General features: G+C 49.3%; 21 protein-coding genes. 10 read left to right on the forward strand and 11 right to left on the reverse strand.

All coding sequences use genetic code 11. The features are described 5' to 3' along the window. The 5 genes from ACI49J_RS04815 (at nucleotide 1) to ACI49J_RS04835 (ending at nucleotide 3,672) form a co-directional block, all read left to right on the forward strand. Complete coding sequence (locus ACI49J_RS04815) at nucleotides 1–261, forward strand: AbrB/MazE/SpoVT family DNA-binding domain-containing protein (protein ID WP_240253093.1); 261 nt, start codon at nucleotides 1–3, stop codon at nucleotides 259–261. Then, complete coding sequence (locus ACI49J_RS04820) at nucleotides 258–647, forward strand: type II toxin-antitoxin system VapC family toxin (protein WP_240253094.1); 390 nt, start codon at nucleotides 258–260, stop codon at nucleotides 645–647. Before ACI49J_RS04815 ends, ACI49J_RS04820 begins: the two co-directional genes overlap by 4 nt. A gap of 56 nt (nucleotides 648–703) precedes the next feature. Beyond that, nucleotides 704–1,867, forward strand: coding sequence for a glycosyltransferase family 4 protein (locus tag ACI49J_RS04825; protein WP_240253097.1), 1,164 nt, complete (start codon nucleotides 704–706; stop codon nucleotides 1,865–1,867). A 94-nt stretch (nucleotides 1,868–1,961) separates the two neighbouring features. Next, nucleotides 1,962–3,005 carry a HoxN/HupN/NixA family nickel/cobalt transporter gene (locus ACI49J_RS04830; RefSeq protein ID WP_240253100.1) on the forward strand — a complete coding sequence of 348 codons (1,044 nt, stop codon included), beginning with the start codon at nucleotides 1,962–1,964 and terminating at the stop codon, nucleotides 3,003–3,005. Between the two features lie 34 nt (nucleotides 3,006–3,039). Continuing rightward, nucleotides 3,040–3,672, forward strand: coding sequence for a PIG-L deacetylase family protein (locus ACI49J_RS04835; RefSeq protein WP_240253102.1), 633 nt, complete (start codon nucleotides 3,040–3,042; stop codon nucleotides 3,670–3,672). A 59-nt stretch (nucleotides 3,673–3,731) separates the two neighbouring features. Here the strand turns inward: ACI49J_RS04835 and ACI49J_RS04840 are convergent, their stop codons facing one another. After that, nucleotides 3,732–4,913 carry a mandelate racemase/muconate lactonizing enzyme family protein gene (locus ACI49J_RS04840; protein WP_240253108.1) on the reverse strand — a complete coding sequence of 394 codons (1,182 nt, stop codon included), beginning with the start codon at nucleotides 4,911–4,913 and terminating at the stop codon, nucleotides 3,732–3,734. A 119-nt stretch (nucleotides 4,914–5,032) separates the two neighbouring features. Between ACI49J_RS04840 and ACI49J_RS04845 the strand changes: the two genes are divergently transcribed. The 3 genes from ACI49J_RS04845 to ACI49J_RS04855 are packed head-to-tail and all read left to right on the forward strand — an operon-like array spanning nucleotide 5,033 to nucleotide 7,288. After that, the gene (locus ACI49J_RS04845; protein WP_240253112.1) at nucleotides 5,033–5,998 is read left to right on the forward strand and encodes a radical SAM/SPASM domain-containing protein; all 966 of its coding nucleotides are present in this window, start codon (nucleotides 5,033–5,035) and stop codon (nucleotides 5,996–5,998) included. A 40-nt stretch (nucleotides 5,999–6,038) separates the two neighbouring features. Further along, nucleotides 6,039–7,115 (forward strand): glucose 1-dehydrogenase, encoded by a 1,077-nt coding sequence (locus ACI49J_RS04850; RefSeq protein WP_240253115.1) that lies wholly within the window; start codon nucleotides 6,039–6,041, stop codon nucleotides 7,113–7,115. Next, nucleotides 7,115–7,288: a hypothetical protein gene (locus ACI49J_RS04855; RefSeq protein WP_240253119.1), complete on the forward strand. Its 174-nt coding sequence runs from the start codon at nucleotides 7,115–7,117 to the stop codon at nucleotides 7,286–7,288. Before ACI49J_RS04850 ends, ACI49J_RS04855 begins: the two co-directional genes overlap by 1 nt. Here ACI49J_RS04855 and ACI49J_RS04860 read toward each other — a convergent pair. From ACI49J_RS04860 to ACI49J_RS04880, 5 genes are all read right to left on the reverse strand, one after another. Continuing rightward, a complete protein-coding gene (locus tag ACI49J_RS04860) occupies nucleotides 7,280–8,992 on the reverse strand; it encodes a prolyl oligopeptidase family serine peptidase (RefSeq protein ID WP_240253120.1) in 1,713 nt (570 codons plus the stop codon). The genes ACI49J_RS04855 and ACI49J_RS04860 overlap by 9 nt on opposite strands. Before the next feature lie 29 nt (nucleotides 8,993–9,021). Further along, the gene (locus tag ACI49J_RS04865) at nucleotides 9,022–9,696 is read right to left on the reverse strand and encodes an SRPBCC family protein (protein ID WP_240253121.1); all 675 of its coding nucleotides are present in this window, start codon (nucleotides 9,694–9,696) and stop codon (nucleotides 9,022–9,024) included. Between the two features lie 102 nt (nucleotides 9,697–9,798). Further along, nucleotides 9,799–11,313, reverse strand: coding sequence for an NADP-dependent glyceraldehyde-3-phosphate dehydrogenase (gene gapN / locus ACI49J_RS04870; RefSeq protein WP_240253127.1), 1,515 nt, complete (start codon nucleotides 11,311–11,313; stop codon nucleotides 9,799–9,801). 16 nt (nucleotides 11,314–11,329) lie between these two features. Further along, nucleotides 11,330–12,256, reverse strand: coding sequence for a bifunctional 2-dehydro-3-deoxygluconokinase/2-dehydro-3-deoxygalactonokinase (kdgK, locus tag ACI49J_RS04875; RefSeq protein ID WP_240253492.1), 927 nt, complete (start codon nucleotides 12,254–12,256; stop codon nucleotides 11,330–11,332). Nucleotides 12,257–12,261: 5 nt separating this feature from the next. Beyond that, entirely contained in the window at nucleotides 12,262–13,131 is an 870-nt protein-coding gene (locus ACI49J_RS04880; protein ID WP_240253132.1) for a bifunctional 2-dehydro-3-deoxy-phosphogluconate/2-dehydro-3-deoxy-6-phosphogalactonate aldolase, read from the reverse strand. Between the two features lie 105 nt (nucleotides 13,132–13,236). Here ACI49J_RS04880 and ACI49J_RS04885 point away from each other — a divergent pair, with 105 nt between their 5' ends. Next, on the forward strand, nucleotides 13,237–14,694 hold the full coding sequence (locus ACI49J_RS04885; RefSeq protein WP_240253136.1) for an AarF/ABC1/UbiB kinase family protein: 1,458 nt from the start codon (nucleotides 13,237–13,239) through the stop codon (nucleotides 14,692–14,694). Here ACI49J_RS04885 and hsp14 read toward each other — a convergent pair. From hsp14 to ACI49J_RS04900, 3 genes are all read right to left on the reverse strand, one after another. Next, entirely contained in the window at nucleotides 14,675–15,046 is a 372-nt protein-coding gene (gene hsp14, locus ACI49J_RS04890) for an archaeal heat shock protein Hsp14 (RefSeq protein ID WP_240253139.1), read from the reverse strand. The two genes, ACI49J_RS04885 and hsp14, sit on opposite strands and share 20 nt — an antisense overlap. 182 nt (nucleotides 15,047–15,228) lie before the next feature. Continuing rightward, entirely contained in the window at nucleotides 15,229–16,308 is a 1,080-nt protein-coding gene (locus ACI49J_RS04895) for an MFS transporter (RefSeq protein WP_240253141.1), read from the reverse strand. Between the two features lie 4 nt (nucleotides 16,309–16,312). Beyond that, nucleotides 16,313–17,137 carry an SMP-30/gluconolactonase/LRE family protein gene (locus tag ACI49J_RS04900; protein WP_240253143.1) on the reverse strand — a complete coding sequence of 275 codons (825 nt, stop codon included), beginning with the start codon at nucleotides 17,135–17,137 and terminating at the stop codon, nucleotides 16,313–16,315. A gap of 238 nt (nucleotides 17,138–17,375) precedes the next feature. Here ACI49J_RS04900 and ACI49J_RS04905 point away from each other — a divergent pair, with 238 nt between their 5' ends. Beyond that, a complete protein-coding gene (locus ACI49J_RS04905) occupies nucleotides 17,376–19,034 on the forward strand; it encodes an AMP-binding protein (protein ID WP_240253144.1) in 1,659 nt (552 codons plus the stop codon). Here the strand turns inward: ACI49J_RS04905 and ACI49J_RS04910 are convergent. Both ACI49J_RS04910 and ACI49J_RS04915 read right to left on the reverse strand, forming a co-directional pair. Next, nucleotides 19,023–19,241: a zinc ribbon domain-containing protein gene (locus ACI49J_RS04910; RefSeq protein ID WP_240253494.1), complete on the reverse strand. Its 219-nt coding sequence runs from the start codon at nucleotides 19,239–19,241 to the stop codon at nucleotides 19,023–19,025. The two genes, ACI49J_RS04905 and ACI49J_RS04910, sit on opposite strands and share 12 nt — an antisense overlap. After that, nucleotides 19,241–20,377, reverse strand: coding sequence for a thiolase family protein (locus tag ACI49J_RS04915; protein ID WP_240253145.1), 1,137 nt, complete (start codon nucleotides 20,375–20,377; stop codon nucleotides 19,241–19,243). Before ACI49J_RS04915 ends, ACI49J_RS04910 begins: the two co-directional genes overlap by 1 nt. Nucleotides 20,378–20,634: the final 257 nt, after the last annotated feature.

Genomic DNA, 20,634 nt, shown 5'->3' on the forward strand with positions numbered 1-20,634 from the left:
TTGACTCTTAGGGTAGAGGTGGGAAAGAAGGGTTACATGATAATTCCCAAGAACGTCAGAGACCTGCTCGGTATCAATGAAGGTGACTTCCTGGAACTTAGGGTGGAGAACGGCAAGATAGTCCTGGAAAAGGAAAGGAAAGTTGATCCGGAGGAAGTAGAGAGGAAGTTCGAGGAACATAAGAGGAGGATTGCCTACGCAAGAAAGTCTAGCCTTGGAGATTTGAAAGGCGTTGTGTTAGAGGAGGAGTTTGACGATTGATATTCTTGGACGCGAACTTCTTGGTGTACCTGAACCTGGGAGTTGACGCAGTCAAGAGTTTCTACCTCAGGTTACTTTCCAACGAAAGTATGAGCGTCGATCCGCTTGTCTTAGACGAGGTGATCCATGTCTCAAGGAAGAAGTACAGCGTGAATTTCAGTGATACCTTGGAATTTCTGGACGAGCTAGTCTTACCTTATGTAGTGGTGTTTCCGATCTCCTTGAGGGAGTACCAGGTTAGCAAGGAGCTTATCACGAAGTATTCTCTCCATCCCTCAGACGCGTTTCACGTGGCAGTAATGTTCAACAACTCCATAAAGAAGATTCTCACTGAGGACTCCGACTTCGAGAAAATCAAGGAAATAGAGAGGATCTGGATTAAGTGAGATTCAGGACTTTCACGACATTGATTTAATACTTTGTACTCGACTTATTCCTAGTCTTGAGGGTTCTTGCAGTAGTGGACTTCGGTCTCGTGGAACATAGTGGTGGGTACAAGAGAAACCTGGAAATTATGAGGAGGTTACCCTCCTACCTCGAGGTGGACATAGTTCCCTCATTAAGGAACGTGAGGCTCGCCCTGAATGGTTATAGGGATGAACTAATCTCCTTGCTAAAGGACTTGAAGGCTGATATTTCCCTTGATGCGTTAAGAGAAGCCAACTCGCAAGAGGAGTTCCTTAAGCTCCTCAGACCAGGTAAATACGATCTTGCACTGGTATATAGTAACTCTGGTGAAAACGTGGAGTTGGCCTCGACCCTGACCAATTCTCCCATAGGCGTTCAACTGCAACTGGAACCATTCTACAGGGATCTCTCCACCCTCTTCAGGATCAAGTTCAGGGGGTCAACAGGGAGAGCCATCATCAGGTTTCAGAGGGCAGTTCAAGAGTCAAAGGAGGAAGAGAGGGCCTGGTTATCCTTGATAAGGGCAGGAAAATTGAACTTCGCCATTTCCGTGAGCAGGATACCGTTAATCTACTCAGGCCTAGATCAGATGATTCCATATGACGTCACGACCCCAGGGAATGCAATAGATCCAGAGATAGGTAGGGTGAGGAGGGAGAAGGAGGATTATGCAGTCTACTTCACTAGATTAATTCCCGAGAAGGGGCTCTTTGATGTCCCTCTAATCTGGAAGAGAGTAAACGAACACAAGGACATCAGGCTTTACGTGATGGGGCAGTTTCTCAGCGAAGATGACCAGGAAGAGTTTACTAGACTTGTCCGCAGACTTAACGTTAACGTGGAGTACCTAGGCTTCAGGAGTGGGGAAGATTTGTACAAGGTCGTAGCTGGGGCACAGTTTACGCTTTATCCCTCCCATTACGACAGCTTTTCCCTCGTAGTATTGGAATCGTTGGCCCTGAACACTCCTGTAATCGCTTATGATACACCCGCAATCAGGGAGATATATCACGGTGTTAAAGGCGTCCACACCGTGGAGGAGGATAACGTAAATGGTATGGCCTCCCTATGCCTGAAGCAGGAGAGAAGCCAGGTTAACGTCCCACAAATGTATTCCTCCTGGGATAAGGTAATCCTCGCTGAGCTCACCTCAATTAATAGAATGGCCAGGGCTTTCTCTATTAGTGGAATTTTCTAGATCTCGCGATGACATGGGGTGAAAGGAGATTGTTGATAGCCACATCGCACTTTTGAAAGAAATCTTTTTAATATGGATAGCCTATCCAACCCCCATGGATTTCAAGCTGAAGGTTGGAGCATTCTACGCCTTAAACTTGACCATACTTGGAATCCTCTTCCTGGAACTTGTAAAATTTTCACAGGAGGCGAGATCATCTTCTATCTCGTTCTTCTCCCTGGGTATACTGGCCTTCTTCCTTGGATTGAGGCATGCTGTTGACGCGGACCATTTGGCAGCAATAGACAACTCGGTCAGGAAACTAACCCAGGAGGGGAAGAACTCGCTCTTGGTTGGAACCTTTTTCTCACTTGGTCACTCCAGCGTGGTGTTTCTCTTGTCGTTTGGACTTGTGCTGAGCACGCGACTTGTGGAGGGAAGCATTCCAAGCCTTGAGAAACTCGGTTCCTTCCTCGGAACCGCGATCAGCGGAGGGGTTCTCTACCTGTTGGGATTCCTGAACTTCTTCGTTGCTCTCGAGATATACCAACTGTACAGGGGTGTCATGAGGGGAGAGGTAGACGAGGAGAGGGTGGATAACGTGCTACAGAAGAGAGGGTTAATGGGGAGGTATTTCAGAAGGCTATTCTCGCTCATTAAGAATCAGTATTACCTCTATCCCATAGGTTTCCTGTTCGGGTTAGGGTTTGATACGGCCTCAGAGACCGCACTCCTTGCCATCACCGCAACTTCATCTGGGCTCTTCAGTGGAGTATCCACGTGGTACGCCCTCCTATTCCCAGCCCTATTCGCTGGAGGTATGACTCTCATAGACTCGACCGACGGATTCTTCATGAATGGGGCGTACAGGTGGGCCTTCTCCGGAGATCCACTTAGGAAAATCTGGTACAACCTCACCATGACAGTGATCTCAGTTATGGTGGCGTTCGTGATTGGATCCCTGGAGTTGCTGGGTCTCCTTCAGTCAGAGCTCGGACTTCAGGGCGGAATCTGGAGTTGGATAGCCTGGGTGAATGGAGGTACCGAGTGGGGCTATGTGGGGGTCTTCATAGTCTCAGTTTTCGTGGTAGTCTGGAGCCTCTCCGCGACGATTTACAGGGTGAGGGTGAGCAGATTCTCTAGGTCAATGAGCAGGTAAATCCTTTATTCCTGATGTCAAGTTTAGAGTGAAGTTGAAAGTCCTGGTTATAGCTCCTCACCCTGACGACGAAACTTTGTGCTGTGGAGGTTCCATTATACGTCATGTAATTAGGGGAGATCAAGTTCATGTCGTTGTGGTCACGGATGGGAGATATGGAGCCCCTAAAGAAGACCTCAGGGGGAGTAAAGAGCTCGTCGAGATGAGAATACGTGAGTTGTATGGCGCAGTGAAGAGGCTAGGGCTTACATCCAATGACGTAACCTTCCTGGGATTCGAAGACGCGCATGTGAAATATAGGGTTAAGGAGGTGACGGATGCCCTTAGGGACGTGGTGAGGGACTGGAACGCTTCGCTACTGTACTCTCCGCTTCCCTATGATGGTCACCCTGATCATTTAACCGTGGGGAAAATTGTGATGGGGTTTAACGTCATGTCAAGGTTCTATCTTATCTGGACTCCCATGGGAACCAGAAAAGTAGGATTGCTCCCACTGAGAAGGTGGAAGAGGGTGAAGGTGAACATTGAGAAATACAGGGAGAGAAAGATCGAGGCCTTAAACGAGTACAGGTCTCAACTTGGGGGGCTTGATAAGATCCTGGAAAGGTTGACTGGGAAATATGAGACTTTCTACATCAGAGATACTCCCACTCCTCGAATGAAGTAAAGACCCCTGAACGAGTAGGGCGAAGAAAGAAGGCCTACCCTCCTAACCCCCTTCTTAAATTAATAGTTTCTCCACGTTCCGCCCACAACCCACACAGGCTCCTCCACAATCTCAAGCGCAACAGGATCGGTCTTTAACTCCTCCAGTATCCTCTCGTTTACCTCAACTCCTATGCCCGGTCTATCTGGTACCTTAACTCTTCCCATCTCAACTGGAGTTCCGTTATTCACGAGGTCCCTCTTCCATTGTGGGAACCAATCATAGAAGTTCTCCAGCAGGAGTAGGTTAGGAATAACCGATGCCAGCTGAATTGAGACCGCGTTCTGTATTGAACCGAAGGCATTATGGAAGGCCACTTCAACGTCGAAGGCCTCAGCTAGCGAGGCCACCTTTCTGGCAACCGTAACTCCACCGATGTTGGTCAAGTCTGGTTGCAGGATGTCCACTAGCCCCTCCCTCAAGTAAACTAGGGTTTCCTTCAAGCTCACTAGTCTCTCTCCCATTGCCACCCTTAGGTTAGAGTGCCTTTTGTATTTCCTATATCCCTCCAGATCCTCGTGGTGAACTGGCTCCTCAGCGAACAATGGTCTATACTTCTCTAACCTCTTCGCAATCTCAATGGCCGAGTTTGCGTTGAACCTCCCGTGATGTTCAATCAAGATCTCGACCTCGTCCCCAACCGCTTCTCTGATTGCCTTCACCCTTTCCTCGGCCTGTCTCAATCCATGTTCATCAATCCAATCGTAGTATGGTCCAAAGGGATCAAACTTCATGGCCCTATACCCCCTCTTAACCACGTTCTTTGCCTCCCTGGCGAAGTCCTCTGGTGTCACGCAGTCCTTGTACCACCCATTGGCGTAAACGGGTACATGATCCCTGAACTTTCCGCCCAGTAGCCTGTGAATCGGTGCTCCCAGCTCCTTTCCCACCAGGTCCCAGAGCGCAATATCTATCGCGCTGGTTGCCGTTGCGGACTCGAAGGATCTGCTGAGGTAGAAGTCCTGCTTGTACCATTCGTGGTAATTCCTTTCTACTCTTTCGACCTCCTTTCCAAGATAGCCCTTGCTAACCTGTTGGATTGCACTAAACACGGGCTTAACCCTCAACGTGGGCACGGCCTCACCATAACCTATCATTCCGTCGCTTGTGGTCACTTTCACTACGATCATGGTAGAGGCCCAGGTTGCAGATCCCTTCTCCTTGGAGGAGAGAACAAAAGGTGTAATTTCTTGGATTTTCATAAAAATAGTACCTTGTTATCCATAATATACTTTCCACTACCTTAGCTCCTTAATAATAAGACTTTAAATCTTCTTAGCAGAATAATTTTCATGTTTTTAGAAGAAAGGGGGTTGGTCCCTTGAATAGGAACCTTAAGGCAATAAAGTGGTTCATAAATGCCCAACTTCTCGGGAAATGGTATAGCGTTGCTTACGCTACCTTCAAGGTTACTTCCCACTGCAATCTAAGGTGTACCTTCTGTAATCCGTCGTACTACTCTGGGACCCTGCAGGAGGTAGGCACGGAACAGCTAAAGAAGGTTATCGATAATCTTAGGTCCACCGTGGTTGTTCTGTCCTTTGAGGGTGGAGAGCCAACCACTAGGCCCGATATCCTCGAGCTTCTGGAGTACGCCCACGATGGATCCTTTTACGTCATGTTAACGACGAACGGATACAAGTTGAATGATCCGGACTTTCTCTCAAAGTTGGCTGATAGGATAGACTTCCTTCACTACTCCATTGACGAATACCATTGGAACGTGAAGGCCTTCGATACGCTATGTAAGTTTAGGGAATACGGTCTAAAGGTTAACGTTCAGACAGTAGTTACAAGGTATAACATAGACAAGCTCGAGGATAAGGTGAGAAAGGTTAGGGAGTGCGGTTATAAGATCCTCCTCATGCCCGCAGTTGACTACCCTGACTCTAGGGTTAAGCTAGCCCCCGACAGGGAAAAATATTTCGAGGTACTGTCCTATCTAAAGAGGAAGTATGGTTCAACTCTAAATAACTCCTGGGGATTTATACGTGCAGTGGGAGGTGAGCTCCCCAAGAAGCTGACGAGTTATGCCATAACGGTTTACCCGAACGGCGATCTGCCTTATCCGGATGATGTTAACGGCGAGATAATAGGCAACCTAACTAGGAACAGGCTAGAGGACCTCCTCGCCTCAAGAAGGGCTGAGGAGCTCAGGAGGAAGATGCTAGAGGACGTGGCCAGGTACGAATACCTTCATCTCCAGACAGCGTCATTTAACAGCCTGAGGGACCTTGCAGAGTACGTGAAGGAAATGGGTAAGTGGGCATTCACTGGAAGAGCGTGATTGAGACAAGGGTTAAAATGGAGCCAGAACCATTTCTATTATGAAGGCAATTGTTGTAAGGCCACCTAATGAGGGTGTCGAGGTTAAGGACGTCACATTGAGTGAACCCAGGGATGGGAAGATAGTTGTCAGGACTAGACTCAGCGGTCTGTGTGGAACAGATAGGGGTCTAGTCACGGGAAGGCTTACCTTCGCAAGGCCTCCACCGGGATATGATTTCCTTATCCTGGGTCACGAGACTCTTGGTGAAGTGGTAAAGGGGAATGGAGAGTTCAGCCCCGGGGACCTAGTTGTTCCAGTGGTCAGGAGGGGTTGCGGATCCTGCCTAAACTGTATGCTGGGAAGGCAGGACTTCTGTGAAACCGGAAGATTCACGGAGATCGGGATAAGGGGAGCTCACGGTACCATGAGGGAGGAGTTCCTGGAGGACCCCAAATACCTAGTTAAGGTTCCAAGGGAACTAGGAGACGAGGGAGTTCTACTGGAGCCTCTCTCAAATGTCGTGAAGGCCCTCACCGAGATGGAATATCTCCAGAGGAGGTCGTGGTGGAGGTGCGACGATTCCACCTACTCGTGCAGAACAGCTGTGGTACTGGGGAGTGGACCCATAGGTCTCCTGTTCTCCATGGCCCTGAGGAGTATGGGCTTCCGCGTGATTGTGGCGAACAAGAGGCCCCCATCCCAGGTTGAGAGCGAAATAACTCGAGATATAGGGGCAACCTTCCTCAACACCTCTGAGCATGAGGACCTTGAGCCAGATCTCCTTGTGGACACCTCTGGGCATCCCTCAGCCGTCGTCCCCTTACTTCCTAGAATCAGGAAGAACGGTGCGGTGATCCTCTTTGGAACAACTGGGCTAGAGAGATATGAGCTAACTGCAGAGGAGATAACCACGTTGGTTGAGAACAACATCCTGATCTTTGGGAGCGTGAATGCCTCAAAGGCCGATTTCCAGGCTGGAGTTAACCTTCTAGTGGAATGGAAGGCCAGGTATCCAGGCGTCCTCCAAAAGATGATCACCAAGAGGGTCAGCGTGGAAGAGGCTCCCCAAGTCCTGAAGGAAAAGGTCCCGGGGGAGATAAAGACGATCATAGACTGGACTGCTCGTGAGAGTTAATGGAGAGAACCGAGTTACTGTACATAGTGTCAGGTCTCCTCTTTCTCACAATTTTTGGAGTGTATCTCACGTTAAAGGATTTGGCGGTTGGTTTAATCCTCACTGTGATCTCCGCAGTGTGGGCTCTTTTCATCTACGTCTTCATGGTAAAGTTCTGGAAGGAGTCAGAGTGAGTGACACTGTTCCACGAACGCCACCACGGTGGACATCTCCTCAGCGCTTGCCTCCGGTCTGCTCAAGTTATGTCCGGCTCTCCTATTCACGAAGAGGTAAACCCTGTTACCCATCTCCCTAGACTTGGCAACGTATTTCAAGGCGTGCATTGGATGGACCCTATCGTCATTAAGCCCTGTGTACACTAGGGTTGGAGGTAGCCCTTTCTTCAGGTTGTGGTAGGGACTGTAGGAAAGGAGGAACTCGGAGTCCTTTTCAGGATCACCGTACTCTGGTACCCAATACATACCAGCGAGGTACTTGTGAAATTTCAACATATCAAGGACAGGGTAACCTATGACTCCACAGTCCACCAGGGACGTGTAGAGGTTAAGGGTAGCTCCCACCAAAAGCCCACCGTTACTTCCACCCATGGCTATTGTTCTTCCTCCCATCATCTTCACAGTCTGTAGGAACTCCGAGAAATCCTTGAATACGTTCATCTTGTTCCTGAGCATCCCCGCCTTGTGCCACTCCTCCCCGTTCTCAAAGCCTCCCCTGAGGTTTGTGACTAGGACGGAGTAACCAGAGTCCATAAGTTCGAGGAATAGAGGATTGTAACTGGGAAGGAGCGGGATCGCGAACCCACCGTAACCGTAAACCACAACTCCCCTATTACCTCCCTTGCTCAGGAGGAACCCGTGCAGGAGGACATCTCCCTGGACGTAAATCTCCTTGACCGTGAGCCTCTCCTCCCTCCCCCTTCTCAGTACCTCGACTCTCTGATCCTCGATCCTTGAGATGACGTATGACGTGTCAAATGATGTCTCCAGGACGTAGATCTGATCGCCAACCACGTCGAAGGTAAGGATGTGGTCCGTCGTGTAGTTCCAGGTCTCTCTCCCCTCCTCTGAGTACTTCACTAGAGACGTCTTGTAATTCCTGATCTCGAGGGTCAGAACCCCGTCGTCCATAACCTTCATGTCCAGTGTGGGTCTTGAAATCTTGAATAACTCCACACCATCACGCATGAGAGAGTTTCCTTTCACGTAATATATCCTTCCTCCCTTCATGTCGTAGGATGTGATATCGCCTTCATCCACCTTTTCAAAGTCTCGATAGAGTACCTTCTTGCTCCAACCTATTCCCCTAACCAGGAGAAGGTTATCTCCCTCAGCCTTAACTGAGATCCACTCACCCCTTCCAGGGTAAAAGGGGAGCATCTCCTCCCCACAGAACAACCTTTCCACTGCAGGAGGAACTCCATCAGGTGAGCTCTCGGTCCTATACTCCCTAACGTAACATAGCTTACCCCTTAAGAAGAAAAACTGGTTAACGAGACCATCAACCCTTCTCACTACCTTACCCTGCTCATCTACTAGGATGGAGTAACCCTGATCAGATCCTCCTATCCCTACCCCTATTCTCACTAGGTCTGAGTTCCATACCCTCTCTAGGGAATTGAAGACGTCTTGCTCTCTCTCACTCCTGATGACGTTCCCGTTGACCTCAGCGTGGACTCCACTCTTGGACCTAACTAACATGGCCACTCCCTTTTCTGTACCTATCAACGTGATGGGTCTTTCCTCGGTGAGCCTCTCGAGAATGGGCTGATAGTGAAGTTTCGCCCTCTCCTGAAGGAAAGAGGAGTTCCTCGTTTCCTCCTCTATGAACGCCTTAGTTCTAGGATCTTCTAGGTTTTCAAGGTATTCAAAGGGATCCATAAACCAGATAGTGGCACAGGATAATTTGGTTAATCCGGTTTCTCTCCCTTCACTATGACGGTTATTTTATCCCCCAGACTAGATAGATCACCACCGCTCTCTAGGTCCCCATTCCTAAATCTCAACTCAACCCTTCTAGAACCATCTGAGATGAGGACAAATACCTGCGAATTCACGCTCCACAGCATGGCCTGTTCCAGGACCTCATCCAGCTGATCCTTTCCAATTTGTGTGGAGAGAAGAGTCCTCATGTTCAAGAGGAGTTTTGCGTTACTCGGTGCTTCGCGTTCCTCTTTTCTTTCCACCTGTGCGGACTCCAGATCCCTCTTAAATATCTCTACGCCCCGCCTATAGAACTCCTCGGTCTGCCTCTTGGCAACCCTCTCGAAGGGACCCTTGTAGAAGAAGGTTAATCTAACCACGGTTCTGTCCCTGGTGGGAAGAATGATGAAGCGGAGATACGAGTTAATCTTCACTAGACCCTCTGTCTTCTTTATGAGATAGGTTATTTCATCCCTCGATTGTTGCATGGTGACCCTAAGTGTGACCGTAATCATCCAGGAAACTTGAAGCTCCCATCCGTTCTCAGTCTCCTTGAGGCTTTTGAAGCTCGGGACGTACTTCATGAGATTACGTGGGTCGGATAGGTAATCCTTAACTACGTTGCTCGGCCTGGTCGTTTCAAATTCGTATGTGACTTCCACATTTTTATAATTATGATTTTTAGCTAATAAATGAGGGACGATGGAATTATGGCTGAAATTCGAGGCCTATTCCAGCATGATCCTAGATGTCCTTTCTCATCACTACATGTATTCCCATACACCCTTTCCCTTGTAGTTGTAGACCACAGTTTTGTAGGCAGTTACGTATTCTATGGTGTACCCTATTCCCTCCCTTCCTAGTCCCGAGTCCTTTCTTCCTCCAAAGGGGAAGTAACCTATCCCATGCCTTGGAAAGTCATTTATGTAGACTGCTCCCACTTCAAGTAATCTTATGGCCTTTCTGATCTTATTGATGTCCTCTCCAAATACCGAGGCATCAAGCCCATATCTCCTGGAGTTGCTCAGGGAGATAGCTTCATCCACGTTGTTCACCTTAACTAGAACTGCAACCGAGAGGAAGACTTCCTTCTGATAGAGGTATAGGTTCTTCACGATCTCCTTTGAGGCCTCGATCAAAGTGGGTTCAATGTAGTTCTCCTTCAGCCTTTTGCCCCCAAACAGAACCCTGGCTCCTTTCTCCTGTGCGTCCTTGACGGAGAACTCTAGTTCATCCACCGTTCCCCTGTCTATGATTGGTCCCATGTTCACGTCCTCCCTGGGATCGCCAACCTTTATCTTGGAAAGCTCATCGAGAAGCGTCTGCTTGAGTTTGTCATAAACGCCAGGTTCAGAGAAAATGAACTTTATTGAATCGCATCTTTGTCCGCTGTAGGAGGTGATGGAGGTAACGAGCTTCTGTCCAGTGGAGACAGGATCAGCGTCATCTAGGACAATGGCCGAGTCACCGCCTCCGAGCTCCATCACGTACTGTTTAACGCCTCCAGTCCTAATTACCCTCTCTCCTGTCTCCGTGCTTCCAGTGAACGAGATAACTCCGATCCTTCTGTCCGAGACCACCTTGTCCATGTCCTTTCCAGGTATGGTCAGTATTCCCAATGCATGCCTGGGAAATCCCGCAAGTTCCGCAATTCTCGCGAAGAGGATAGCAGGCACTGGAGTTTTACTAGCTGGTTTGATTAGGATGGCGTTCCCTGCCACTGTGGAGTAAACGAACTTGTTCACCACGTCGAAAAGCGGGTAGTTGAAAGGAGTAATTGCAAGAACGACTCCCAGGGGTTCCCTCCTCACAATGGCCTCCGTCTCCAGGCTCTCACTACTCCAGTCGCCTGGAACGTACTCCCCATAGAGTTTCCTCACGTCCAGGTCTGCCCTGATAAGTCGCTCTATGGACGCATTCACTTCACCGTTGGCAGCTGCCCTAGTCTTTCCGTTGCCTATCACGAGGACTTCAACCAGATCATTCCTGAATTTGTCCAGGAGCGTGGCCATATCATGAAATATTTTCAATCTCTTTTCCCCTGGAAGGTCACGAATTTCCCATCTTCCCTTCTCTGAGATCTTGGAGAGCGCACTGTCTACCATCTCATAGGGAAGTCTGGGAACCCTGGCGAAGGTGGTGAGGTCTATGGGGGATATAACATCTTCGAGCTCCCTCGCTGACACCCAGTCACCGGTGAGATAAGTCTTGAAGACCGTCGTGTTAGATTCCGAGCTAGTTATCTCCTTAAATTCTGGGGACAATTCCTTGAGATTCATAAATAAAATGCACGCATTACCTTTTATCCATTTCCTTGAGGAAGGTCTCAATCTCGGACAAACCCGGCAGGTTTTCCTGGTCCCCCCTTATCATTACGTTGAGAGTTGAACTCACGATGGCGTAATCCAACGCCTTCTCCATACTGAACCCTGACATAACTAGGGATAGGAAGGTTCCTCCCAACGCATCGCCTGCTCCAGTAACGTCCTCTACTGGGACCGAATAACCTGGCGAAAAGTACTTTCCTCCGTCGTGATAAAGGGATGCCCCCCTTGGCCCCTGCTTCATCACGACTACCTCGGCGTATTCCCTTAGGATGGCAGAGGCCCTATCAGGGTCTGACTCACCCACTAGAATCCTGGAGTCATCAACGTCGGTTATCAGGTACTTTACAGGATAGTCCTTAAGAAGCTTCATTATTGTCGTTCTCGCTTCCTCTGGAGTCCATAGTTTCAACCTAATGTTGGTATCGAATGATCTGTTCCCGTTAAGTGAGAAAGCCTTGAACACCGAATCTCTCGCTGAGCTAGAAATGGCCAAGGTTATCCCAGTGGAATGTACTAGGTCACCGCCTCTCACAAGGTTCTCATCCACATCCTCCGGCGATATTCTGCTTCCAGCACTTCCCTTTCTATAGTAGATTGACTCGCTATGAAGCGGAACCGGATAATCCCTCTGTACGAAAAATATACCCGTGGGATTATCGTCCAGCTTGACGTGATCGACGTTAACTCCCTTTCCTCTCAGCCATTCTATCGCGTTGTGACCGAACTCGTCGCGTCCAACCCTTCCTATGTACACGCAATTGTTCCCTAGCCTGATAAATGCCACGCAATAGTTGGCCTCGCTTCCGGCCACATGCTTCTCGAAGTAGTTCACGTGTCTAAGCGGTCCCGAGGTGACCGCATTGAGCTGTATGAGAATTTCTCCCAGGGTTACCATAGTTTTCAAGCTTTAACACCGAGGCCCTTGATGAAGTTCTCTACCTCTTTCTTGAGCTCCCTTTCCTCGCCTTCCTCAAGGGGAAATATGGGCGGTCTTGGTCTCCCAACCGAATATTCCTGCGTCATTTCAGTTAGGACGTAAAGTGCACCAAGTTGTCCATATTTCCTTGCTAGCTCCACAATGGAGGTAATCAGTCTCTGGTGAACCAAGGCCTTCTTCACGTCTCCCTGCGAGATTGCCCTCTTCATCTCAACGAAAACTGTGGGAAGACAGTTGGACATTGAGGCTACCGTCCCATCGAGTGATAATAAGGAGTAAAATGCTAGGGTATCAGAACCGTTGTACACCTTCATCTTAGGGAAAGTTGTTTTGAATTTCATGGAATGTGCCAGGTCCTGGTTAGTATCCTTTACCCCTGCTAACTCAAGGCCAAACTTGGAAAGGAGTTCAGCTGATATATCATAACCTGTGGCCAACGGGTAATTGTAAAGATACACTGGATGGGAGGAATGGGAGGCAATAGTCTGAAAATATTTGGTTAACCATTTCTCTGGAAGCCTCGGGAAATAGTAGGGGGAGTAAGACGCTATAGCCCTTACACCGTAATCAGAGGAGAACTTCACTAGTTCCAGCACATTGTTTAAGTTGAGCTCTCCCACCTGGAATATAACCCTGTCAGCCACGTCTGAAAGAGTCCTCAGGGTTTCCTTCTTCTCCTCCTTCGAGAGGGCTGGTCCTAACCCTGTCGTGCCGTTCAAGAAGATTAGATCTATCCCCTTCTCAAGAAGATTGGTAGCGTGGGTCTTCAAGGCTTCCTTGTTGATGGTCCCGTCTGAATTGAAAGGTGTTAGGATAGGAACAACAACTTCCATAGAAATTAAATTGAAGTCTTAAATAAAAACCTACGCATTCAAGTGCTGAGGCGATCTTCATACTATCTAGTAAAATTATTTTATGGTAAGGGAAATCATCTATATGTGTCTATCTCCAGGACGTTCACCATCCTACGAAAGATGACGCCGAGGCTTTTGAGGTACAGGGATTTCAGGAGAAGGATCCTGAAGGGAGAAACCATCCCCAGGGAGGAGCTCGAGGAGGAGGCCAAGAGGTTCGTGGATACCATGATAGAGCTAGGCCCGACCTTCATAAAACTGGGTCAAGTGCTCTCGGTTCGCGCTGACGTCCTTCCCCAGGAGTATATGAGGGAGTTGCAGAGGCTTCAGGACGAGGTACCCCCAGCACCCTTTGAAGAGGTAAAGGAAACGATTTTCAGGGAGGCTGGAGACGTGATAAGGGAAGTTGACCCGACTCCCTTGGCTGCAGCAAGTCTTGGACAGGTTCACAGGGGGGTGAGTAAGGATGGAAGGGAGATTGCGATCAAGGTGAACAGGCCTGGAGTTGAGGAAATTCTGAAGTCAGATATCTCCGTGATAAGGACCTTTCTCCCCCTAACTAGGTTGATTCTGGACTCCAGCCTAGTGGAAACCCTCAAGCTCATCTTCAGGCAGTTCTCCACAAGGATATTTGAGGAACTCAACTACGAGAGGGAGGCCTTCTACACTGAGAAAATTAGGGAAGAACTTGAGGGATTCAGGGTAAGGATACCCAACACCATAAAGGCGACCAGGCATGTCCTTGTTATGGAGTACATTCCTGGGTTTAAGATCACATCACAAGAGGCCCTTAACAAGTTCGACAGGAAGGCCCTAGCCTGGAGGGTGTTCAAGGTATTTGTTTATCCCGTGTTGAAGGGGGAGTACTTTCACGCAGACCCTCACCCTGGAAACATAGCAGTGGACGACGACGGGAACATAATCCTTTACGACTTTGGAATGGCGGGTTATATTGACAGGGAGACCAGGATAAAGTTGATTCGTATGTACGTAACTATCAGCAGGGGCGACCCTCTCATGCTGGTCAATGTCTTAGATCAGTTAGGTGCAGTTCAACCCTACGCTGATCGGAAGGTCCTAGCTAAGGGTTTCGAGCTAATGATAAAGGAGATGAAGGGGGTCCCTGTGGACCAATTGGAACTCGAGGACTTTAACAGGTTAGCCAGCGAGGCATTCTTTAAGTTTCCCCTCAGGTTACCGGAGAAGATAGCCCTTTACTTCAGAATGTCGTCTGTCCTCGAGGGTACATGCAGAATGATTGATCCTGAATTCGACTTCCTCCCTAACCTGGTTAGAGTAGTGGAGGAGGAAGGGCTAATGCGCGTAGCCCTGGTGGACGAGGTAATGGATTACGTAAACTATTTCTCAACGGGGATCAAGGAGAGGATGTTAAAACAGCCAAGCCTGTCCAGGAAAAGGGAGAGAAAATGGATTGGTATACCCGTGGTGGCTGCCTCGATCCCAGCCTACTTCTTCCTAGGTGACGTAGTTTCCCTCTTGATAGCCCTTTTAGGGATAACGGTCACTCTATCTTTACCTTAGCTGCGCCCTCTATGGGAATCTTCAACGTGAGGACGCCGTTCTCATATTTCCCTGTTACCTCAGCGTCCTTGGGAACCTTTACTGGCAACTTGATTTCCCTCATCATCCTTGAGGGTCTTTGCGCCACGTGTTTTATTCCAGCCTGCTCCACGTCCCTCTTTCCCTCAATTCTGAGAACTCCGTCAGACGAGAGCCTTATGCTAATGCTGGACTTGTCAAAACCCGGCATGTCCACAATAACTACTAGGGTGTTACCCTGCTCGTACACGTCTACTGGTGGGAGCACCTTCTCATAAAATTCCTTGGTCAGGTCATTCAACTGCTTACCAAGTTCACGTAAAAGGATCTCCATGTCATTACTTACGACGCGGTGGGTAAAAAATTATTGCTTAGTAGAATAGGAAAAATAAACACTTCCTATCTCTTTCTGAATATTCTCAACAGTCTCAGGAGAAGAAACAGAAGTTTCCACTTCATAAACTAGAATGCGGAATCGTCATTATTAACCCTTGTTTTAGAAGAGTCTCAGAACTCTCAAACTGCAAGGACAGACATCATCACGTATACCAGAGAGAGCAAGGGTATGACAACCAAGCTTCCTGTCTCTCCAAGGAATGAGAGAGAAAGCGAGGTTAGGATTACAGAGGTACCTCCAGCTAAAACCGCTGAAAGCTGGTAGGCCAACCCGGTCATCATCACTCTCTCCTCTGCTCTATAGAGTTCAGCTAGGTAAGCTCCCTGAGGTGCGTAGCTTAGGGCATCCCCAAGGCCAAAAACCAGAAATGATGCCAAGACCAGCACACCACTTCTTAACATAGCGGAAATGCTCAACATGGCAGAGGACAACAACATTGTCAGCATCCCAATCCTTATCACCGTCCTTCTCCCCATGAGATCTGATGCTATCCCCATGGGTATCATTAGGAACATCTCCTCCACAGAAACAAAAAGGATCGGAAGTGTTCCTAGGTCAAGGCCAGCTTTCAAGAGAAAGGGGATCGAGAACGATGTGAACAAGTAGAAGTTCGAGCTTTCCCCCGCCTTAATCATGATCCCTTTGATCAGGGACCTGAGACCACTTAGCTGAGCACCAATTATCCTTCCCCTCGTCTCAGGCAATCGGAATGTCACTGGTATCAAAAGCGCGGAAATCAAGGACGGTACAAGGAGGGAGAGGGGCGAAATTGCCACCGTGAGCGACAGGATTAGTCCAATGGGTACGGACAACTGCACCAGGCTTGTCCAACCACCTCTCATGTTTTCCACGCTTTCTGCCATTAGGACCGAGGCGCTCCCCCACTCTCCGCCAAGGGCAAGACCTATGAGGACTGGCGAAATCACCTCTAGCGGAGATCTCAGCGATATGAGGAGGTCACCCACGAAGAGGAAGAGGAATACTAGGGAGAGCGAGAATCTCTTTCCCCAGCTATCCCCCACCCTCCCTAGGAGGAAGGCTCCCAACGGTCTCCCAACAAAGGCTGAAAAGTAGAAGAGGGCAGACAAAATCAGGGAGTGAAAGGGTGAATTTGACGCTGAAAGGATGCCTACAGAGAAGAAGGAGTACCATGAGATCACAGTTCCCAGGAGCGCCACTAGAGGAATCCTTAAGTCCATGAATTCACCGTGAGAAGTCCATGCACACGAAGGGTTCACGTCCCCTGTACTCCGTCTCCACCACAAACACCGAACCACCTAGTTCCTCGCCAGCCCTAGATGAGGAGGTCACGAAAAGCTGGTTAAGTTCAGGCCCACCAAAGGCAACCGAGGTCACTATCTTTACAGGCATCTGGATCTCCAAGACTGGCCTCCTTGAGAAGGGCTCCCACACGGTTACCAGTCCTCCTCCATAATGGGCTACCCAAATTAGGCCGGAGGAGTCCATGGTCATTCCGTCAGGAACTCCCGGGTAATCGGAGGTATCCACAGCCGCTCCAAGACTTTCAAGTTCGTCATCTCTAACCCTGAAGGCGTAAACCCTCTTCCTGGGACTATCCACGAGGTAGTATACGTTCTTGAACCAGTCCATTCCGTTGGATATTATTAGATGATCTACGAGGGGAGTAAACTTGCCGTTAAATCGGTAAAGGATCCCCAGGTCCCTCTCCTCCTTGAGGTCCATGGTCCCCACCCAGAACTCTCCTTGAGGACCACATTTTCCGTCGTTGAACCTAACTCCTTCCGCGGTGATGCTGGAGATGGGAGTGAATTCCCCTGAGAACCTGTAGAGGGTTAACCCTGCGGACGTGATCAGTGTCCCAGGTTCGCGAGTTAAGCCCAGTGAAGAGATCATTTGGGGTGCATCTATGACGGTATCCTTTCCATCCCTTGTTACGTGAAGTTTTCCTCCCTCAATATCGACCCAGTAAAGAGTCCCCGTCCTAGGATCCCACAGCGGTCCCTCTCCTAACCTTGCGTTGCTCCTAACGTAAATAGACGGCTCCATCAGGTCTTCAATGATTTAAGAATTAAAAAAGCCTCGCTTACGAGATAATGAAGACTGTGTCTAAAGGTCCTAGAGGCGTTCGCTGGGATATTCCTTTGCGTCATAGTTAGATCAAAGTACGAGGCACGCGTTATCTCCAACTCACGAATCCATGTCAAGAACGTGATCAAGGGTACCGACGTCTCAACAATGCCTCTGCCACCAAGTCCTTTTTAGGCAGTTGTGATTCTATCACCCTATGGATTATTCCTCGGCCTTTGCGACAGCTCTGGAAAGGCCAGATCTATACTGGTCGCCCTTTGCCTCAGCACTAAGATGGTTTAAGCCCTGGAATTCAGTCCTGGAGGACGGGAAGTGGTTCATGAACGGGGAGACCAACATTGCCCATAACGTCCTTTCACATGAGGGTACGGCGCTAATCTGGTATGGCGAAGACGAGAGGAGAGAGATCACGTACTCAGAATTGGCCAGGCTGACAGAGAGGGTGGTCAACGTCATGAAGGACAAGGGAGTGACTCGGGGCGATAGGGTCGCAATCTACATGCCAAACCTTCCTGAAACCATTGCCTCACTCCTCGCCTGCGCCAAGATGGGAGTCGTGTACTCTGTTATCTTTGCAGGTCTTGGGGAGCAGGCAGTCAAGGCCAGGATTCAGGACCTCTCACCCAAGCTTGTGCTCACCACGAGGTACACCCAGAGAAGGGGGCAAAGGATTCCTCTCCTTGGGGGTGATGTGACACTAGAAAGGAACCTTGCTCCGTGGGAAGGTGACTTCACTCTCCCTGAGAGGATTGAGGCAAACGATCCCCTCATGATAATGTACACCTCCGGTACAACGGGTAGGCCTAAGGGGATAGTTCTACCCCACGGCTCCTGGATGGTGGGTCACTACACCGTGTTCGACATCGTGTTTTCCCTGAGACCTAGCGACGTGGTATTTACGTCAGCTGACGTGGGGTGGATAACGTTTTCCAGGATCATGTACGGCACTCTTCTTCATGGCGGAACACTAGTTTTCATGGAGGGAGCTCCAGACTACCCTAGGGATAGGGTTAGGAGGATCATGGAGAGAGAGAACCCCAGGGTATTCTTCACATCCCCAACGCTTCTACGCTTGTTGAGGAGTATGGACTTATTCCTGCCTCGCGTTGAGTACATTGCCACTGCCGGTGAGATAATGGATGACCCTTCCTGGGACTACGCCATGAGGTTCGCCGATAAGGTCACAGATATTTACGGCCAATCTGAGACAGGGTATGTGGTGGGGACTCCATTTTCCCTGGGAGTTGAGTCAAGGAAGGGATACGCCGGAGTTCCATTCCCTGGGGCACTTATAGAGACTGTTGACGAGAATGGGAATAGGGTTGAGGGCGAGGTCGGCCACGTAGTCCTGAAGACTCCCTTCCCCACTAAGTTCATTGGGGTCTGGAGGAATGAAGAGAAGTTCAAGGAGTATCAGAGGTATGGCGGACATGATACTGGAGACCTAGCAATCGTGGAAGGCGGATACGTCAAGATTGTGGGCAGGAGTGATGACATGATAAAGGTCGCAGGTCATAGGATCACCAGCGGAGAGGTGGAGGACGTGGTTTCAAAGATTCCAGGGGTTAAGGATGCGTCAGCGGTGGGAGTTCCAGATCCCGTCAAGGGGGAGAAGCTCGTCCTCTTTATCGTGGGAGACGCAGATCCCGAGAGAGTTAAGGCGGAGGTTAGATCCAAACTTGGGCCAATATACGTGGTGGACAGGGTGGTGAGGGTGCCTAGGCTTCCTAAGTCCAGGAGCGGGAAAGTTGTAAGGAGGATTTTGAGGGACCTAGTCACGGGAAGGGATGTGGATCCCACGATACTTGAGGATCCAGAGGTGGTGAACGAGCTAAGGAGAAGCTTAGGCTCCTGATCTCACGGTCTCCAGCACTTTAGTTCCCTTGGCCTGCGACAGGCAGAAGTCAACCTGATCCGGGAATCCTTTAGGCGGGACCATCAACTTTACGCAGTGTATCCTCGTGGTCTCCCTCTCCTCTTCCTTGAAGCTATCTGACCCACACTGGCAGATTCCCCTGGGCTCGAAATAGGCCTTACCACATGAGTTGCACACGTAGACCATCACGGCTCATCACCCACTACTGTGACTGTGGCAGAGTTACCGAAACCAGCCATGCTCAAGGTTAACCCAGTCCTTGCGTCCTTTACCTGCCTCTCGCCTGCCTCTCCCCTGATTTGATGGAACGCCTCCACCAGTTGAGCAACTCCGCTGGCGCCTATGGGATGACCCTTAGAGTTGAGCCCACCACTCGTGTTAATGGGCATCTCACCGCGAATCTCGGTCTTCCCCTCCAGGTAAGATCTCCACCCCTCTCCCCTCTTGAGGAGACCCAACGCCTCTGCCTCCACAATCTCCAGGATAGTGGCCATGTCGTGAAGCTCGGCAAAGTCCACGCGATCCACCTTGCTAGCTCTCATGGCCAACTCGCCTGCACTTCTCACTGACCTCATCTCTAGGAGGTCCTCCCTATCGGTTATGTGGGAGGAGTCGGAACCCATGGCTATTCCCCTGATGTAAACTGGTCTACCAGTGAAACTGAGTGCATCCTCATCTCTTACCAGGAGGAGGGAGGCTGAACCATCACTGATAGGGCAGAACTCGTACTGAGTCAGTGGATCAGCCACGACGGGAGATGAGAGGACCTCGCTCAATGATACTTCCTTCCTAATGTGGGCGAAGGGATTTTTGGCCCCATTTCTGTGGTTTTTCACTGCGACTTCAGCTATGGCTTCCCTTCTCGCGTTATACCTCGCCATGTACTCCTTCGTCATAATGGAAGCCAAGGAGGGTACAGAGATCCCCACCGATCTCTCCCTAGGAGGTAGAAGGGAGGAGATAACTGAGGTCACCTCTCTTGTCCTCATTGTGGACATCTTCTCGACACCTATCACGAGGACAGCCCTGGCCGTCCCTGAGTCAAGAAGGCTCTTTCCCACCAGAACGGCGGTCCCTCCACTTCCGCTCGTGTTATCTATCCTGACAGAGGGAACGTGTTCCAGCGAAAGGTATGTAGAGATGAGGTTGTTCAATCCAGAGACTCCATTAAATTCCCCTGAGTAAGAGTTTGATACAATCACGAAATCCACGACATCCCTGTACTTTCTCACAAGTGGGAGAGAGGACTCCTTAGCCAGGTCAAAGATGCTCTCCTTTCTTTTTCCGAAGGGCGTAATCCACGCATCTACTACGGCAACCATCCCGTGGATACAGTGGGCTATGTTTAAATTTTTAACTTGAAACTTAAATGTAACACCTTCTATTATATTCTTAATGATGATTAAATAAAGTATTCTATATTGATATCCAACATTCTATCGCGATTTGTGACCTCGAAACGTTGTTTTCTAGTTGTTGTAAATTTGGCCTTGATTGACACTACTACTTAAAAATTACTTGATATACTTATACTTTATTACTTGTATTAATCTATATACTAGTATGTATAAAAATCTCA

Origin of the sequence: Metallosphaera sp. D4-4 (assembly GCF_046245145.1) — an archaeon.
Lineage (GTDB): Archaea > Thermoproteota > Thermoprotei_A > Sulfolobales > Sulfolobaceae > Metallosphaera > Metallosphaera sedula.